At 71.9% G+C, this 16,731-nt stretch carries 14 protein-coding genes; 6 read left to right on the top strand and 8 right to left on the bottom strand.

Translation table 11 applies throughout. The features are described from left to right. The first annotated feature begins 275 nt into the window (after positions 1-275). Positions 276-2,339: an oxidoreductase gene (locus AC3DEV_RS04170; RefSeq protein WP_488371377.1), complete on the top strand. Its 2,064-nt coding sequence runs from the start codon at positions 276-278 to the stop codon at positions 2,337-2,339. Here AC3DEV_RS04170 and AC3DEV_RS04165 read toward each other — a convergent pair. Then, a complete protein-coding gene (locus tag AC3DEV_RS04165) occupies positions 2,336-3,967 on the bottom strand; it encodes an MFS transporter (protein ID WP_488371376.1) in 1,632 nt (543 codons plus the stop codon). The two genes, AC3DEV_RS04170 and AC3DEV_RS04165, sit on opposite strands and share 4 nt — an antisense overlap. Positions 3,968-4,073: 106 nt before the next feature. Between AC3DEV_RS04165 and AC3DEV_RS04160 the strand changes: the two genes are divergently transcribed. Together AC3DEV_RS04160 and AC3DEV_RS04155 are read left to right on the top strand one after the other, a co-directional pair. Then, on the top strand, positions 4,074-5,213 hold the full coding sequence (locus AC3DEV_RS04160) for a baeRF3 domain-containing protein (protein ID WP_488371375.1): 1,140 nt from the start codon (positions 4,074-4,076) through the stop codon (positions 5,211-5,213). Positions 5,214-5,363: 150 nt separating this feature from the next. Beyond that, positions 5,364-6,155, top strand: a complete 792-nt coding sequence (locus AC3DEV_RS04155) for a SurA N-terminal domain-containing protein (RefSeq protein WP_488371374.1) — start codon at positions 5,364-5,366, stop codon at positions 6,153-6,155. Between the two features lie 57 nt (positions 6,156-6,212). Here AC3DEV_RS04155 and AC3DEV_RS04150 read toward each other — a convergent pair whose 3' ends face one another. Next, positions 6,213-6,365, bottom strand: a complete 153-nt coding sequence (locus AC3DEV_RS04150) for a hypothetical protein (RefSeq protein ID WP_488371373.1) — start codon at positions 6,363-6,365, stop codon at positions 6,213-6,215. Between the two features lie 4 nt (positions 6,366-6,369). Beyond that, a complete protein-coding gene (locus tag AC3DEV_RS04145; protein WP_488371372.1) occupies positions 6,370-7,416 on the bottom strand; it encodes a class E sortase in 1,047 nt (348 codons plus the stop codon). A 57-nt stretch (positions 7,417-7,473) separates the two neighbouring features. On the opposite strand from AC3DEV_RS04145, the gene AC3DEV_RS04140 reads away from it, so the two are divergent. Next, positions 7,474-9,153 (top strand): hypothetical protein, encoded by a 1,680-nt coding sequence (locus AC3DEV_RS04140; RefSeq protein WP_488371371.1) that lies wholly within the window; start codon positions 7,474-7,476, stop codon positions 9,151-9,153. A gap of 254 nt (positions 9,154-9,407) precedes the next feature. Here the strand turns inward: AC3DEV_RS04140 and AC3DEV_RS04135 are convergent, their stop codons facing one another. After that, the gene (locus AC3DEV_RS04135) at positions 9,408-10,262 is read right to left on the bottom strand and encodes a universal stress protein (protein WP_488371370.1); all 855 of its coding nucleotides are present in this window, start codon (positions 10,260-10,262) and stop codon (positions 9,408-9,410) included. Positions 10,263-10,487: 225 nt separating this feature from the next. Here AC3DEV_RS04135 and AC3DEV_RS04130 point away from each other — a divergent pair, with 225 nt between their 5' ends. Beyond that, entirely contained in the window at positions 10,488-10,928 is a 441-nt protein-coding gene (locus AC3DEV_RS04130; protein ID WP_488371369.1) for a Fur family transcriptional regulator, read from the top strand. A gap of 68 nt (positions 10,929-10,996) precedes the next feature. After that, positions 10,997-12,523 carry a catalase gene (locus tag AC3DEV_RS04125; protein WP_082923904.1) on the top strand — a complete coding sequence of 509 codons (1,527 nt, stop codon included), beginning with the start codon at positions 10,997-10,999 and terminating at the stop codon, positions 12,521-12,523. Between the two features lie 107 nt (positions 12,524-12,630). Here AC3DEV_RS04125 and AC3DEV_RS04120 read toward each other — a convergent pair whose 3' ends face one another. The 4 genes from AC3DEV_RS04120 to AC3DEV_RS04105 all read right to left on the bottom strand — a co-directional run bounded on the left by AC3DEV_RS04120 (position 12,631) and on the right by AC3DEV_RS04105 (position 16,726). Continuing rightward, entirely contained in the window at positions 12,631-13,692 is a 1,062-nt protein-coding gene (locus tag AC3DEV_RS04120) for a phosphotransferase family protein (protein WP_488371368.1), read from the bottom strand. Beyond that, complete coding sequence (locus AC3DEV_RS04115) at positions 13,685-14,815, bottom strand: TIGR03857 family LLM class F420-dependent oxidoreductase (RefSeq protein ID WP_488371367.1); 1,131 nt, start codon at positions 14,813-14,815, stop codon at positions 13,685-13,687. The genes AC3DEV_RS04120 and AC3DEV_RS04115 overlap by 8 nt, the downstream gene beginning before the upstream one ends. A 172-nt stretch (positions 14,816-14,987) precedes the next feature. Further along, the gene (gene mgtE, locus AC3DEV_RS04110) at positions 14,988-16,373 is read right to left on the bottom strand and encodes a magnesium transporter (protein ID WP_488371366.1); all 1,386 of its coding nucleotides are present in this window, start codon (positions 16,371-16,373) and stop codon (positions 14,988-14,990) included. Beyond that, entirely contained in the window at positions 16,370-16,726 is a 357-nt protein-coding gene (locus tag AC3DEV_RS04105) for a cation:proton antiporter (RefSeq protein ID WP_235027895.1), read from the bottom strand. The genes mgtE and AC3DEV_RS04105 overlap by 4 nt, the downstream gene beginning before the upstream one ends. Positions 16,727-16,731 lie beyond the last annotated feature (5 nt).

The raw sequence follows: 16,731 nt of genomic DNA, 5'->3' as shown, positions 1-16,731 counted from the left end.
AGCCACGAATCTGAGGATAAGGTCAGTTCTTCGAGATCGCCGCATTATCGACCCCCGCGACACAATTTTGTGCACCCTCAAAACTGCAGGTCAGGCGCCCAAGTTGCTGACTCGTCACACAGACGTTCGTCCAGCAAGGCGTGCGACGCCTCCGGATCGATGTTCGGGCGTGCCCCTGATCGGCCCGCATCGCCACGCCGGTCCGGACGCCCCGGTGAGCGAAAATTCCTCTACGGCGGGGTCGGGCGACCGGATACCGGGCAGAATCAGCCCCCATGGGCCACAGTCACTCTCACCTCCTCAGTCCCCTCGCCGTCGGGCATCTCACCCTGCGCAACCGCGTGGTCATGGGGTCCATGCACACCGGGTTGGAGGACCGCTCGAAGCACCTGCCCGAGCTCACCGCCTACTTCGCCGAGAGGGCGCGCGGCGGGGCCGCCCTCATGGTCACCGGCGGGTACTCGCCCAACGTGGAGGGGTGGCTGCTGCCGGCCGGGTCGATGATGGCCTCGCGCCGGATGGCCGACAAGCACCGCGGACTCACCGAGGCGGTCCACGCCGAGGGTGCCCACATCCTCCTGCAGGTCCTCCACGCCGGCCGCTACGGCTACCAGCCGTTCGTCCGCTCGGCCGCGTCGACCAAATCGCCGATCAGCATGTTCAGAGCCCGCGCCCTGAGCGCCCGGGGTGTCGAGCGGACGATCGACGACTGGGTCCGCGCCGCCCGCCTGGCCCGGCGCGCGGGGTACGACGGCATCGAGATCATGGGCTCCGAGGGCTACCTCATCAACCAGTTCCTCGCCGCCCGGACCAATGACCGCACCGACTCCTGGGGCGGCGACGCGAGCAAACGGATGCGGCTGCCAGAGGAGATCGTGCGCCGCGTCCGCGCCGAGGTGGGCCGCGACTTCCTGCTGCAGTACCGGATCAGCCTGCTCGACCTGGTCGACGGCGGCCAGTCGTGGGAGGAGACCGCCGAGCTCGCGCAGCGCCTCGAGGCCGCGGGTGTCGACGTGTTCAACACCGGCATCGGCTGGCACGAGGCCCGCATCCCCACCATCGTCACCTCCGTGCCGCGGGCCGCGTTCGTCGACCTCACGGCCCGGCTCAAGCAGACCGTCGGTGTCCCGGTGATCGCGTCCAACCGCATCAACACCCCGGACATCGCGGAGCAGATCATCGCCGGCGGTCAGGCCGACCTGGTGTCCATGGCGCGGCCGCTGCTGGCGGACCCGGCGTTCGCCGCCAAGGTCGCCGAGGGGCGGGCCGACGAGATCAACATCTGCATCGCCTGCAACCAGGCCTGTCTCGACCACACCTTCGCCAACAAACGTGCCTCCTGCCTGGTCAATCCGCGCGCCGGCCGCGAAACCGAGCTCCTGCTCACCGTGGCCCCCACCCGGCGTCGGGTGGCGGTGGTCGGCGCGGGACCCGCGGGGCTGGCGTGCGCCGAGGCCGCCGCGTCCCGCGGGCTCGCGGTGGAGGTATTCGAGACGGAGGACGAGCTCGGCGGGCAGTTCCGCTACGCGATGCGCGTGCCGGGCAAGGAGGAGTTCGCGGCGTCGATCGCCTACTTCAGCCGACGCCTGGACGTCCTCGGCGTGCCGGTGCACCTCGGCCGCCGCGCCCACCCGGGTGATCTCGCGGGCTTCGACCACGTGGTGATCGCCACCGGGGTGCGGCCGCGCGAGATCACGATCCCCGGCGCCGACCACCCCACGGTCATGACCTATCCCGAGCTGCTCACCGGCGCGCGTACCCCCGGCCGCCGGGTCGCGGTGATCGGCGCCGGCGGCATCGGCGTGGACGTCTCGCAGTTCCTGCTGGCCGGCGGGCCCGGGATCGCCGTCGACGGCCGCGAACCGAGCCGCCACTCTACGGATGTCGAGGCGTGGCGGCGCCACTGGGGCGTGACCGATCCGGCGCTCGAGCGCGCGGGACTGGGTACGGCCGTGCACGCCGAGCCGGCCCACGAGGTGCACCTGCTCCAGCGCAAGACCTCCCGCATCGGCCGGGGCCTGGGCAAGACCACCGGCTGGGTGCACCGCGCCGAGCTCGAGGCCGGCGGCGTGCGGAAATACACCGGGGTGACCTACGTGAAGGTCGACGACGACGGGCTGCACATCCTCGACGCGGACGGCCGTCCGCAGCTCGTGCCCGTGGACTCGGTCGTGGTGTGCGCGGGCCAGGAATCGGTGCGCGACCTGGTGGGGGCGGCCGATCAGCTGGGCGACGGGGTGAACGGGCGGGTCCACGTGATCGGCGGCGCGGACGTGGCCGCCGAGCTCGACGCCAAGCGCGCGATCAAGCAGGGAGTGGAGCTCGCGGCAGCCCTCTAGGACCCGCAGCGCACCTCGCGGCGACGGTCGACGATGCTGAACGCCAACGCACCCGCGGCCAGCGCCGCGATCAGCCCGAGCGCCACCCGGAACGCGAGCAGCCAGTCGTCCTGGGTCTCGACGATCCAGAACAACACGCCCGGCACCATCGCCGTGCCCACCGCGGTGCCCATGCGCTGGCCCAGCGAGATGATGCTGCCGGCGACCCCGCCGTACTCGGGATCCACCGCGCGCAGGGTGAGGGTTTGGTTGGGGGAGATGGTCATGCCCTGCGCGGTGCCCATCATCGCGGCGGGGACCATGAAGATCAGGTAGCTCACCGTCCCGGACTCCACGACGCCCGCGAGCAGGATGAACGTCAGCAGCGCGGTGATGGTCAGGCAGAAACCGCCGATGACCATCCGCCGCCCGAGTCGGAGCACGAACCGTCCCGCGACCTGCGCCGAGATGGCGGCGAGGACCGAGGCGGGCAGGCTGATGAACGCCGAGTCGATGGGCGCGTAGCCCAGGTGGAACTGCAGGTACATCGGCATGACGATCCACAGGCTCGTGCCGCCCACGAAGTAGATCGACACGATGATCATGCCGTTGCGGAACGCCGGGTCGCGGAAGATGTCGGGGTTGACCAGCGGCGGCCGCCCGATCCGCTCGTAGCGCCGCTCCCACCACGCGAAGGCTGCCATGAGGCCCAGCCCGACCGGCACCAGCGCCCACAGGGCGGGGCTGCCGCCACGGGTCAGGAAGGGCAGCATCAGGGACAGCACCGCGACGCCGAGGAGGACGATGCCGACCGGATCGAGGTCCAGGCGCGTCCGCCGGCCCCGGTGCCGGGGCCTCGGCAGGCCTGCGTTCACGGCGGCGGCGATCCTGGAGGCGCGGCCGGCCTCGTCGTCGTGGTCGTCGTCGTCCCCACGCTCGTCCCCAGCTCCGGCGTCGCCGCCGCGCTCCGCGGACAGGCGCGCCATGTCGCCGGCACGCGCGGCGGACCCACCCACGTCGGGCCCCGCCTCGCCCGGCGGGAGGCGGCGGTCGTCGGGCAACCAGCGCCAGCCCAGCACCAGCGCCAACGCGCCGAGCGGCACGTTGACCAGGAACATCGCGCGCCACCCGAGGTCATCGCCGAGGACCTCGATGAGCAACCCCCCGACCAGCGGACCCGACGCGGTGGCGATGGAGACCGTCGTGGCCAGAGTGGCGAACGCGCGCGCCCGCGCCCCACCGCGGAAGTACTTCTGGATGAGGCCGAACGTCTGCGGGTTGAGCATCCCCGACCCCACGCCCTGGATGAGGCGCGCCAGGTTGAGCATCTCGATCGACTGGGCGAACCCGGCGACCACCGCACCGCCCACGAACACCGCCACGCCCGCCAGGAACAGGCGCTTGCGTCCGGTCGCGTCGCCCAGTCGCCCCGACGGCACGAGCAGCAGCCCGAACGCCAACGCGTACCCGGACACCACCCACTGCAGTCCCCGCGAGTCCGAGTCCAGGGCGGTGCCGATCACCGGCAGCGCCACGTTGATCACCGACAGCGCGAGCAGCGCCATGAACATGGGGACCATCAGGGTGGTGAGGACCCGGGCGGTGCTGACCGGCCGGGTCGTCGCGGGGGTCACGGGCGCATCGGTCACTTCCGCGATGGTATCCACGGCGGACGCCCCGGGCCCGAAGGTCACGGGCGCGCAACAACCCTGTCACGACCTACCCGTGCGCCGTCGCGATCAGTAGCGTCAGGTCATGGCTGATGTCACCCGCACCGCAGAAGTCGATCCGATCCCCTTGACCGACCTCGCCGAGCTGGGCACCGCCAGCGGCCGGGCCGTGTCGATCTTCCTGCCCACGGCCCGGGCCGGGGCAGAGGTCCGCGAGAACCCCATCCGCGCCAAGTCGCTCATCAAAGACGCCGAGACCCGGCTCAAGGCGCACGGCGTGGCCCAGGAGGAGTCCGACGAGATCCTCGGCCCGCTGGTAGCCCTGTTGGAGGACGACGCGTACTGGCAGCGCCTGTCCGACGGTCTCGCGCTGTTCGCGTCGAAGGGGTTCTGGCGCGCGTACCGCCTGGCCACGGACGTCGCCGAGGCGGTTCACGTGAGCGACCGGTTCGCCGTCCGGCCGATCGTGCCGGCCGCGGTCGGCGACGGCGAGTTCCTGGTCCTCGCGGGCAGTCAGAACAAGGTCCGCCTCCTCGAGGGCACCGCCTCGACGATCCGCGAGCTCGACCTGGGTTCGATCCCGTCCTCGATCGACGACATGGCCGGCGACACCCAGCCGCCCTCGCACCAGCAGCAGCGGTTCAGCGCGGGGGCCGGCGCCGGCCCCGGGGCGAACAGAGCCGGCGGGGGGATGGTGCACAGTCACGGCACGGGCGCCGAGGTCGGGGACGTGCAGCGGGAGAAGTTCCTGCGGCAGATCGCTAAAGGGCTGCAGGAGGCGCTGCGCCCCAACGATCGGCGGCCCGTCGTCCTGGCGGCGGTGACCGAGCATCTCCCGCAGTTCCGCGGGTACCTGAACTACGAACACCTGGTGGACGAGGTGGCCGCCGGCAACCCGGACGCCCTGTCGCCCGCCGAATTGCACGAGCGTGCGTGGGCGGTGGTCCGGCCGGCGATGCAACGGCAGTCCGACGCGGTCGCGGAACGCTTCGGTGACGCGATCGGCGCCGGTCGCGCACTGGCCGGTGGCGGGTCGGACATCCTGCACGCCGCCCGCGAGGGACGCGTCGAGACACTGCTGCTCACCCGCCGCCGCTGCACCGCCGAGCACGGCCCCGACGATCTCGACACCGCGGTCGGTCAGGTCCTGGCCACGTCCGGATCGGTGGTCGTGGTGGACTCCCTGCCGAAGGACGTGGCGGAGGGCGCGATCCTCCGGTTCTGACCCCTGACCCCTGACCCCCGACGACGACGCGGGTGCGGGCGGCGCGTGACGGCGCGCTGCCCGCACCCGCTGGCGTCTCGTGCACAGCTCCCGCTCAACTCGGATGTGTAGCGTCGCGGCTTCACGCACACGTCAACGTCAGGAGATCGAGTGCGCTCACGAACATGGAGGTCGGCGGTCGCCGCCGCAGGACTCGTTCTGGTGGTCGCGGGTTGCGGCGCCGGGGGCGACGACGACGAGGGCGGCGCCGCCCAGACGCAGGCAGCGGCCGGACAGTCCGAACAGGCGACCGAGCCCGGGCAGGAGGGCGAGCAGTCCGCGGACGGGCCCGACACCTCCGACATCCCCGACCCGGTGGCCGAGGTGAACGGCACCGAGATCTCACGCGACGAGTTCCTGTCGGTGTTCGAGAACCAGTACCAGCAGATGAGCATGCAGGCCCAGATGTCCGGCCAGCCCGTCGACGAGGCCCAGCTCAAGGAGCTGACCACCGACGGGTTGATCGGCACCGAACTGCTCACGCAGGAGGCCGGCACTCGGGGGATCGAGGTTTCCGATGAGGAGATCCAGGCCGAGTTGGCCGTGTTCGCCGAGCGCAACCAGGTCAGCACCGACGAGTTCGTCGAGGCGATGGGCGGGCAGGGCCTGGACCGCGCGGCCGTGCTGGACCAGATCGACAAGCAGTTGCGCGTCCAGAAGCTGATCACCGACGAGTACGGGGAGTTCGAGGTGACCGAGGCCGAGGTGCAGGCCGCCTACGAGCAGGTCGCGCAGCAGCAGGCGATGTCCGGCGGCGGTGCGGCCGGCGGTGGCGGGCTGCCGCCGCTGGAGCAGGTCCGCGGCCAGGTCGAGGAGCAGGTGCGGGCCGAGCAGGAGGCCGGCGCGATGGAGGAGCTGTCGCAGAAGCTCCGCGCGGATGCGGACGTGACCGTCCACATCTAGGGGGCCCGCCGCGGTGACGTCGCCGCCACGGTCACGGCGCCTGCGCGGTGATCGTGCCTACACGGTGACGTCGGTGTGCGGCAGCTGCTGCGCCACCCACGGGAACACGACCTCCATGAGCAGCACGAACACGGCCGCCAGTACGAGGAGGACGAGCACGACCTTCACCGGGCGCGGGCCGGGCAGGGATCGCCACAGGTAGGCGTACATCGGCTCACTCCTCCAGGGCGGCCGGGCGGCCGTCGGTCTTCGCGGTGGTCTCCACGAGGGCGGCGTGCACGATGAGCCGCTCGGCGTTGGAGTACATCGGGTGGCAGGTGGTCAGGGTGAGCAGGCGCTCGGGGGCCTCGGCCGCGTCGTCAGTGGGCGCGCCCGCGCCCGCCGCGCCCGCCTCGCCCGCTGCGCCTGCCTCGCCTGCCGTGCCTGCCGCACCGGGCACCGGGGCGATCACCTCGACCGCGTCGGGGGTCGTAATGTGCCGGCCCGGGACGTGGGCGTAGTCGCCGACGGCGACGCGGTCGGCCTGCCGCGGGGTGAGGCAGTCGCGGGCGGCCGCGAGCCGATCCGCGCCGCCGGGCTCCACCGGCAGGAGCCGGTAGGTCTGCCACTGCGTCTCGGTCTCGATGACGATCGCATCGCACGAGTCCAGCCGGTCGAGGTGCTCGAAGACGGCGCCGGAGCCGTTGCGGTGGCCCGCGAGCGCGGCGTTGCCCGGCTCGCCGGGCAGCTGGGTTCCGGGGTAGTGGCCCGGCCCGGTGCGCAGGTCCTCGGCGCGCGTCCCCTCCACCACCGCGTAGACCGCGTCCTGTCCGAGCGTCGGCAGGTGGATCCGGGCGAAGGGGTCGCCGAGCGTCGGCACAGGCGGCGGGATCGGTTCGCGGGCGGGCCGACCGGCTGCGCCGGGGCCACTCGCGTCGGGGCCGGGACCGTCGCCCCACTGCTCCTCGAGGCCGGCGGCGGCCTCGGCCTGCAGTCGCCCGGAGGCGAGGTTTGTCCAGAACGCCTCGTAGAACCCGTACAGCAGCAGGACCGCACCCACGGTGAGCAGCAGTTCGCCGAGGATCTGGCCGACGCCCGGTGCGCGGCGGGGCTTGCCGGGCGAGCGGCGGGGCTCGCCGGGCTCGCGGCGGGAGTCGCCGGCTGCGCTGCGGGCCGGTGTGCGCGACGGGGCCGGTATGCGCGATGGGTCGGGGGGCCGGCTCATCTGCTCGACCACCCCGGTGCATGCCCGTTCCTCGGCGCCACGCTGGAATCGTCTCACGACCGGATCCGGGGACACCGCGGTGCCGGCGGTGATGGAATCAACCCCATGCGCTCGATGAGACGGAAGCCCCCGGCGGGGACGGTCCGGGTTGCCCGGAGGGTCTCGGCCGCCGGGGCGGTCACGGCTGCGGCGTTGATCGTCGGCCTCGGCACCGGCGCGGTCCTGCTGCCCGCCTCTGCCACCGCGCAAGCACCGTCGGCGCCCGCCGTCGCCGCGCCGCAGGCGGCCTCCCCGCCCGGGCTCGGCCCCGCGGGCACGGCCACCGTCCACGGCGATGCGGCCTCGACCGACACCCTGCCCGGCCGCGGTCCCGGCACGACCCCGGCGGTGGCGTCAGCGCTCACCGGAGCCACCTGCTCGACCGTCTTCGTCGGCACCGACGGCCTCCCGGTCGCGCTGTGCACCTCGTACGTCGGACTCACCCCGCCCACCCCGCTCGCGCCGACGGTCAAGTTGTTCCACCCCGACACCGCGGCAGTGCTGGCGGAGGTGCAGTTGGCCAAGGGAGCGCTGCTCGGCGGGGTCTACGGATACCTCGACGAGCAGGACCGGGTGGTGGTCGCGGACGGCAACCGCAGGCTGTCGGCCGTCGGGCACGAACGCACCGACGCCGGCCCGTGGCGCATGACGGTCGACGTCCTGGCCGATCTCTCCCGGGCCGTCCCGGCCGGTGACGCGGTCACCGGCCTCATGCCCGCCTTCGACGGGCGGGTGTGGTTCGCCACCTCCGGCGGGGTGGTGGGGACCGTGCGGCCCGGGGGCGACGATGACAGTGATGACGACGACGAGCTCCGCAGTCTCGCCCTGCCGGCAGGGGAGAAGATCACCAACGGACTGACGGTCCGGCCCGGCGGCGCATCGGTGATCACCACCCGCGCCCTCTACGAGATCGACAGCTCCGAGGACGGGACGCCGAGCGTGCGCTGGCGGCGCGGCTACGAGGTGGGGCAGGCGCGGAAACCGGGCCTGCTCGCGCACGGGTCGGGGACCACGCCCACCTACTTCGGGCCCGGTGACTCGCTCGTGGCGATCACCGACGACGCCGAGCACCCCGAGCTGATCGTCCTGCGCCGCGACGACGGGTCGCAGGTGTGCCGGATGCCCGCGTTCGCCACGACCCTGCGGCCCGACTCGGCCGCCGCCGACGGGGCCCTCATCGACGGGCCCGCGGCCACCGAGAACTCGATCATCGCTTCCGGGAACGCGCTGGTGCTGGTCAACACGTACGGGTTCGAGTACCCGCCGTTCGCCGTCGACGGTCCCGCGGTGCCCCCGTCGGCGCCGTACACGGGCGGGATGACCCGAATCGACGTGCGGGCCGACGGGGCAGGGGGACCGGACGGCGTCAGCGTCGGCGTCGGCGCCGGAGACGACGCGTGCTCGCGTGCGTGGACCTCGCTGGCCCGGACGGCGTCCCTGCCCAAGCTCACGACCGGCGACGGGCAGATCCACGCGCTGGCCTACGGCCCGCCCCGCGTGTTGTCCGCGCCCGGCTCCGCGACCGACCCGGGGCTCGCCTCGGCGCTCGATCAGGGGCTCGCGCAGAAGTTCGGGCCCGTCGACGTGACCTCGACCGACGTGGAGACCGGCCGCGAGGTGGCCCGCAGCTTCCTCGGCCACGCCCCGCTGGACGAGCCGATGGAGCTCACCGGCACCATCGCCTCCCGCGGCGACGCGCCCGGCGTGATGTGGCAACCCACCCTCACCCGCATGCTCCGCATCGGCCCGGCCTGACGCGGACTGCACGACCGCGGCGGCGCACGCCCGCCCACTCGCGCCGAACTGTCTTCCCGCCCACCCGCGCACCCGCGCACCGACCCTCCCGCCGACAAGCCGACCCTGCCGCCGACAAGAGGAAAACGCGCGGCCGCTCTCGGGCGATACACGCGAAATCCTCTTGTCGGCGGGTGGGGGCAGGCGTTGCGTGGGTCAGGCGCGCGGGTCAGGCGGTGCGTGGGTCAGGTGGTGGGTGGGTCAGTCGGCGGGGGTCAGTCGGCGGGGCGGACGACCGCGACCACGCACGGCGCCGTCTGGAGCAGGCGGCGGCTGACGGACCCGAGCAGCAATCCGGCGAATCCGCCGTGGCCACGCGAGCCGGTGACCAGCAGTGACGCCCCCGCGGCCTCGTCAGCGACCGTGACGGCGGGCTCGCCGACGACGAGGATGAGCTCGACGCTGACCTCCGGGTGGCGGGCCTCGTGCGGGGCGAGGGAGTCGAGGATTTCCTTCTCGTCCTCGGCGAGCACGCTCTCGGCCAACTGGTCGAGGTCGAACAGGGACGTGCCCGGCAACCTGGGCACCTCCACCGAGTGCACGGCGCGCAGGGTGACACCCCGGCGCTCGGCCTCGGCGAACGCGAACGCCACGGCGGGGTCACTCGCCGCCGAACCGTCGGCGGCCAGGACGACCGGGCCCCCGGTGGGGCTCTCGGGCGTCCGCGGGGTGATGACGAGGACCGGGCAGGTCGCGTGCTCGACGACGCCGGCGGAGGTCGACCCCATCGCGAAGTCCTCGCGCGCGGTGAGGCCGCGGCTGCCCACGACGATCGCCGAGGCGTCGCCGCCGGCCCCGACCAGCGCACTGACGGGACTGTCCGCGATCACCCGGTGGGTGGTCGGCACGTCGGCGGTGAGGTCGGCGAGCTGGTCGCGCATCGCGCCCTCGACGTTCGCGCGGGCGGTCTCGTCGAACGCCACGACGCGGCCCACCGCCCGGTCGGCGGAGATCACCTCGAGTGACGTGCCGTGGTCGCGCGCCCAGGCGGCCGCCCAGGCCACGGCTCTGCGGGCGTCACGCGAACCGTCGTACCCGCACACGACCGGTCCGGTGGTGGTCTCCGACATGGGTTCCTCCTGGAGGTTCGGGGGCACGGCGTCAGGGCCGCCGCGGTGCGGTGACGGCGATCCGGGGTCGGGGGTCCTGGTGCAGGGTCCAGCCTAGTCGCAGCCCGTCGACGGTCGCCCGTGCTCCGCGGACCCCGGAGGCGTGCCGGGTCGGCCGGAGGGATTCCTAGATCAGAACCCGTCTTTTTCTGGACCTGTTCCAGAAAGTGGGCTAGGGTGATGCGCATGACGACAGCAACCGAGGACCAGGGGGCAGTGCTCCGCGATGCCGGGTTGAGGGTCACCTCGCCGCGGCTGGCGGTCCTCGCCGTCGTCGCCGGTCGTCCCCACATCGCGGCGGAGGACGTCGCGACTCTCGTCAGGGAACGGCTGGGCGCGGTGTCCACGCAGACCGTCTACGACGCGCTGCGCGTGTGCACCGACGTCGGCCTCATGCGCCGCATCGAACCCGCCGGCTCACCGGCGCTGTACGAGCGACGGACGGGGGACAACCACCACCACCTCGTGTGCCGGAAGTGCGGGCGCATCGAGGACGTCGAATGCGCGGTCGGACACGCCCCCTGCCTCACCGCCGACCGGGAACACGGCTTCGAGATCGATGAAGCAGAGGTCAACTACTGGGGCACTTGCCCCGAATGCCGGGCAGAGCAGGCCTCGCTTGTCTGATACTGAGACCTGGACCACACCACTACTCCGCACCTTCCACTCCACACCCATCTCGAGGAGCAACTGACGTGACCATTCATCCCGCAGACCGCGGCGTGCGCGACTTCCAGCCGAACTCCCACACCACCACCGACAGCGGCCAGCCCGTCCCACATGACGAGTTCAGCGCCCAGGTCGGCCCGCAGGGTCCGCAGCCGATCCACGACTTCCACCTCATCGAGAAGCTCGCCCACTTCAACCGGGAGAACGTCCCGGAGCGCCTGCCGCACGCCAAGGGCTCGGGCGCCTTCGGCGAGTTCGAGACCACCGAGGACATCTCGGACATCACCTGCGCCGGCCTGTTCCAGAAGGGCGTCAAGACCCCGATGCTCGCCCGCTTCTCCACCGTCGCCGGTGAGAAGGGCAGCCCGGACACCTGGCGCGACCCGCGCGGCTTCGCCCTGAAGTTCTACACCGAAGAGGGCAACTACGACATGGTCGGCAACAACACGCCGATCTTCTTCATCCGCGATGCGATGAAGTTCCCGGACTTCATCCACTCGCAGCGCCGCAAGAACGCCTCCGGCCTGCGCAACCACGCCATGCAGTGGGACTTCTGGACCCTGAGCCCCGAGTCCACCCACCAGGTCACCTGGCTCATGGGCGACCGCGGCATCCCCAAGACCTGGCGCCACATGGACGGGTTCGGCTCGCACACCTACCAGTTCATCAACGCCGCCGGCGTCCGCCACTGGGTCAAGTTCCACTTCAAGACCAACCAGGGCATCGACTTCCTCACGCAGGCCGAGGCCGACAAGCTGGCCGGCGAGAACGCCGACTACCACCGTCAGGACCTGTTCGAGTCCATCAAGAACGGCGACTTCCCGTCCTGGGACCTGCACGTCCAGGTCATGCCGGTCGACGAGGCGGACGGGTACAAGTACAACCCGTTCGACCTCACCAAGACGTGGTCGCAGAAGGACTACCCGCTGCGCAAGGTCGGCACCATGACGCTGAACCGCAACCCGCAGAACCACCACGCGCAGATCGAGCAGGCCGCGTTCGCGCCGACCAACATCGTCAAGGGCATCGGCTTCTCGCCCGACAAGATGCTGCTCGGCCGCGTCTTCGCCTACCCGGACATCCAGCGCTACCGCATCGGCGCCAACTACCAGCAGGTGCCGGTCAACCGTCCGCTGTCTCCGGTGAACTCCTACTCCAAGGAGGGCGCCATGCAGTACGAGTACCCGCACCCCGCGCAGGCCGAGTACCACCCCAACTCGCTGGGTGGTCCGACCGCCGACGCGTCCAAGGCGTTCGACATCGGCGCCTGGGACACCAAGGGCTCGGACATCCACCGCGGCGACGTGAGCCCGCACGCCGAGGACACCGACTCGGTCCAGGCCTCCATCCTGTACCGCGAGGTCCTCGACGACGCCGCCCGCGAGCGGCTGGCGGCCAACATCGCCGGTCACGTCTCGGCGATCGACCCGTCGGAGACCGAGCTGCTCGACCGCGTCTACGCCTACTGGGCCGCCGTCGACCAGGGCCTCTGCGAGGCCGTCAAGGCCGGCGTCGAGGCGAGCCCCCGCGGCAACCACACGCTGCAGGAGTGACACCCCAGTAGTCGGCCGAAATCCGCTACTCCCCCTACGGATCCGCTACTCCGATTGGACTAGCGAATCCGAGGGCGGGGTAGCGGATTTCGGTCTTTCGTCGTCGGTCAGCCGGCCCGCGCCACCGCCAGCGCGTCATGATCGTCGATGGCGCGACACGCCCGCCGCATGAGAAGGGCGAACATCTCGTCACCCCGATCCGTCCGGGTGCCGTACATCCAGCCGAAGATCCCCAGCACCGGCGTCTGCAGCAGGCCGTAGACGTAGTCGTCCCAACAGGCGTCGGCGGAATAGTCGGTGACACCGTGACCCAGCAGGGCCCGGTGGTAGTCCGCCACGATGTCGCGCTCGGCGGCCCGCCGGTCGTCCACGGTGAGGCTCGAACCGAGGAACCCGCCCAGGTCACGGCCGGGCAGGCCCACCGCGAGCGTCTGCCAGTCGCAGGCCAGCGAGGGACGGTTCCCGGCCGGGTCCACCAGCATGTTGTCGGCCCGGTAGTCGGCGTGCAGCAGTGCGAACCGCTCGGCCCGCCCGTTGGACCACTGCGCGATCAGCGGGGCGATCTCCGCCATGATGCGGCGCTCGTCGTCGTCGAGTCTTCCCCCGAGTTCGGAGAGGAACGCCTCCAGCGCCGGCCCGCCGAGCTCCTGGAGTGTGACGTTGTCCTCGACGGACGGTACCGAGAGGCCCTCGATGCCGTGAAGCGTGGGGTCGCACCAGCGCGGGCCGTGGAGTCCCGCGAGGTTGACGGCACAGTCGCGGGCCTGGTCGATGCTCAATCCCGCGAGTTGGTCGCCCTGGACGAGCGGGGTGACGTCGTCGAGGATGAGCGTGAACTCGCCCTCCCGCTCGCCGAGCTCCGCGAACCGGGCCCGCGGGACCCGCACGGCCACGGTCGGCGCGAGGTCACGATAGAACAGCACCTCGGTCCGGTACACGCCGTGCAACAGCGGCCGCATGCCCTCGTCGGGGTTCGGCAGTTTCACGAACAGCGTCGGCGGGAGCCCGTCGCCGTCGACGTGAGCGAGCAGGCAGCATCCGATCTGGCCGGTGCCCACCAGCTCAGTGCGCACCGACCGGACCTCGGTGCCCAGGGCCTGCGACAGCCACGGCGCGGTGACCTCCTCCGGCGTGCAGACCACCTGCGGGTTCGACGCGACACTAGTCATGACGGGAGATCCTTCCGGGATTGGGCTCGAGGTGGGCGAAGCGGTCGGGGTCCCGGCGCCCGCGCCACTCGGTGAGCACCGGGGCGAGCTCGTCGGGAGTGGCACCGTGCAGGACCACCGAGTCGGCGCCGAGCGCGAGCTGGCCCTCGATCCGGTCGGCGCACTGCGCGGCGTTGCCGACGGCGGCCGTGGCGAGCCACGCGTCGGGCAGGACCTCGCGGGCGTGGCGCAGGAGGTCGAGATCGTCGGTGGCGTCGAGCGCGCCGGAATGGGAGGACAGTCGCTCGTCCGCGCGGAACGCCTCGAGCCCCGCCGGGTCCCACCCGTTCACCCGCACCAGGACATCGCCGTAGCCGGTGAGGTAGGTGGCCAATCGCCCGACGAGCTTGCGCAACCTCGCCGTCTCGTCGAGCGAGTCCTCGATGGTCGCCATCACCGACCAGATCCGCACGCCCGCGGGGTCGCGGCCGGCCTGCTCCGCGGACTCCCGGACCAGGCGGACGCAGCGCTGCACCGCCGCATCCGACATGAAGGTGTGGAGTACGACGCCGTCGGCGATCCGCCCGGCCAGCCGCAGCTGGTTGTCGCCCATCGCCATCATCAGCACCGGGATGTCCTCGTCGAACGACGCGTCCTGCATCAGGTACGGGTAGCTGCCGGCCGGGCCGTCGTGACCGACCACCGCCCCGCCGCCCCACAGCGTGCGGTAGATACCGATCGCGTCCTCGAGCTGCGCCGACGTCACGTGCGGCAGGCCCATGATGTCGAAGAGCAGGGAGATGCCCCGGCCCAGTCCGAAGGCGTAGCGCCCGCCGGACATCCGGTGCAGGGTCGTCGCCATGGTCGCGGTCACCAGCGGGTGGCGGGTGTTGTGATTGGTCGCGGCGGTGCCCACTCCGATCCGGGTGGTCGCCGCCACCGCCGCGCCCGCCATCACCGCGGCGTCCTTGAGCGCGAACCTCTCGGACAGCAGGATGGACCCCAGGCCCAGCTCCTCGGCCCGCGCGGCCTCGACGATGAGATCCGCCGGGGAGGGGCTGTGTCCGGCCAGCCCGTAGCAGGCGAGCTCGGGCATGAGGGCCGGGGGAACGGCAGGCGGTTGTGCTGTGGCTTCGTCGGCCATGGACACCTTCAGGGCGGTGGGGACTCCGGACGAGCCGGATGTGACATGTGTCACCCTAGCGCCACGTGGTGCCCGTCAGCGGCGGTTCCCGCGCTCCGTCGGCTTGGTCGCCCTACGGTGTCGCGGGTCGGCGACGCAGCGCAGCGCACCGCAGCGCACCGGGGAGTTCCGCCTACAGGCCCAGGACCGCCCGCGCGATGAGGAAGTAGACGATCAACCCGGTGGCGTCGACGAACGTCGTGATGAACGGGTTGGAGAACACGGCCGGGTCGGCGCGGACGGCCTGCGCGAGGAGCGGCATCAGACCGCCCACGGTCGCCGCGACGGTGCACAACACGAGCAGGGTCAACCCGATCACGAGTCCCAGATCGGTGCCGTAGATCAGGCCCGCCGCCAGCGCCCCGACAGCGCCCAGGACCAGCCCCAGCGTGAACCCGGTCCGCACCTCCTGGGCCAATACGCGCAACCCGTCGCGGGGACGCACGTCGCCCAGTGCGAGCGCGCGGGTCACGGTGGTGGCCGCCTGGTTGCCGGTGTTGCCGCCGGTGCCGATGATGAGCGGCACGAACAGCGACAGCGCCACCACCTGCTCGATCGTCCCCTCGAACACCTCGAGCACCTGGACTGTGAGCGCGGCACCGAGGGCGAGGACCAGCAGCCAGACCACACGCGACCGCACCAGCGATCGCACCGGGGTCGCGAGGTAGGGCGCGCGCAGCGGTTCCGAACCACCGGCACGCGCGGTGTCCTCGGTCTCGGCGTCCTCGAGGACCCGCAGGGCGTCGTCGAAGGTGAGGATCCCGACCAGCCGGCCCTCGTCGTCGACGACCGGCATCACGATGAGGCGCTCCTCCGCGGACCTGCGCGCGGCGGTCTCGGCGGACTCGCGTGCCCGCGCGGTGATCGCGTCGTTCATCAGGTCGCGGACCGGTGTCCCCGGCTCGGCGCGCATGATCGCGCGCAGGCCCACGATCCCCACCAGGCGACGCTGGTCGTCGGTCACCGGGATGCCGTAGATCGTCTCGGCCTCGTCGATCCGCTGGCGCACACGGTCGAGGGTCTCGCCGGCGGTGACCTCGGGGTGAGTGGAGATGAACTCCGGGCTCATCCGCCGACCGACCGAGCCGATCGGGTAGTCGAGCACCGCTGCGGTGAGGGCCTGCTCGTCGTGGTCGAGTTCCCGCATGAGCCGGGTGGCCACGCGCGCCGGGAGTTCGTCGATCAGCCCGGCCCGGTCGTCGGGGTCGAGGTCGGTGAAGATCTGGTTGACGCGGTCCGTGTGCAGCGCGCGGATCAGCTCGGACTGCAGCGGCGGGTCGAGGGCCTCGAAGACCACCAGCGCGGTGCCCTTGGACAGCAACCGGAACAGCACGGCCCGGTCCTTGGCGCCGCTGCGCTCGAGGACGTCGACGATCAGCCAGGGCGGCATCTCCTCGACCATGTCGGAGGCCGTGCGCAGGTCACCACTGTCGATCAAGGAGTCGATCCGTCGGGCGGCGTCGGCCGGATCACGCAGGGTCTGGTCCCGGCCGTCGCGTGCGTCACCCGGCCCGGTCATGTCCCGGTCTCCTCGGCGATGTCGTCGTAGGCCGTCAGCGGGTCGAGTCTGCCGTCGGCCCGGTAGGCGGCGCGGGCCAGCGTCATGGAGGCGACCGTCGTCACCACCACCGTCGCTCCCAGGGCCACCAGCGCCATGAGCAGCTGCGCCCAGGAGAACCCGGATCTCAGCTCGTGCCCGTAGGCCGAGAAGATGAACAGCATCATCCCCAGGCCGGTCGCCACGGAAAGGATGTTGATCCGGGTCAGCGCGTCGCCGGCCCGGGACATGGTCACCGCGGCCACCAGGAAGCACAGCGACCCGAGCAGCGCCAGTACACCGATCACCAGGTCCGCGATCATCGAGCCCCCCATCCCCG

It is taken from the genome of Dietzia sp. IBK-p2-15D (assembly GCF_057773105.1).
The sequence above is the reverse complement of the archived record's forward strand: the minus strand, read 5'-3'. Positions and strand labels throughout refer to the sequence as shown.

Bases quoted from the DNA above. Each gene is read 5' to 3' on its own strand.
- AC3DEV_RS04170 (WP_488371377.1), top strand. From the start codon at position 276: ATGGGCCACAGTCACTCTCACCTCCTCAGTCCCCTCGCCGTCGGGCAT.
- AC3DEV_RS04160 (WP_488371375.1), top strand. From the start codon at position 4,074: ATGGCTGATGTCACCCGCACCGCAGAAGTCGATCCGATCCCCTTGACC.
- AC3DEV_RS04150 (WP_488371373.1), bottom strand. From the start codon at position 6,365: ATGTACGCCTACCTGTGGCGATCCCTGCCCGGCCCGCGCCCGGTGAAG.
- AC3DEV_RS04140 (WP_488371371.1), top strand. From the start codon at position 7,474: ATGAGACGGAAGCCCCCGGCGGGGACGGTCCGGGTTGCCCGGAGGGTC.
- AC3DEV_RS04135 (WP_488371370.1), bottom strand. From the start codon at position 10,262: ATGTCGGAGACCACCACCGGACCGGTCGTGTGCGGGTACGACGGTTCG.
- AC3DEV_RS04130 (WP_488371369.1), top strand. From the start codon at position 10,488: ATGACGACAGCAACCGAGGACCAGGGGGCAGTGCTCCGCGATGCCGGG.
- AC3DEV_RS04120 (WP_488371368.1), bottom strand. From the start codon at position 13,692: ATGACTAGTGTCGCGTCGAACCCGCAGGTGGTCTGCACGCCGGAGGAG.
- AC3DEV_RS04115 (WP_488371367.1), bottom strand. From the start codon at position 14,815: ATGGCCGACGAAGCCACAGCACAACCGCCTGCCGTTCCCCCGGCCCTC.
- mgtE (WP_488371366.1), bottom strand. From the start codon at position 16,373: ATGACCGGGCCGGGTGACGCACGCGACGGCCGGGACCAGACCCTGCGT.
- AC3DEV_RS04105 (WP_235027895.1), bottom strand. From the start codon at position 16,726: ATGGGGGGCTCGATGATCGCGGACCTGGTGATCGGTGTACTGGCGCTG.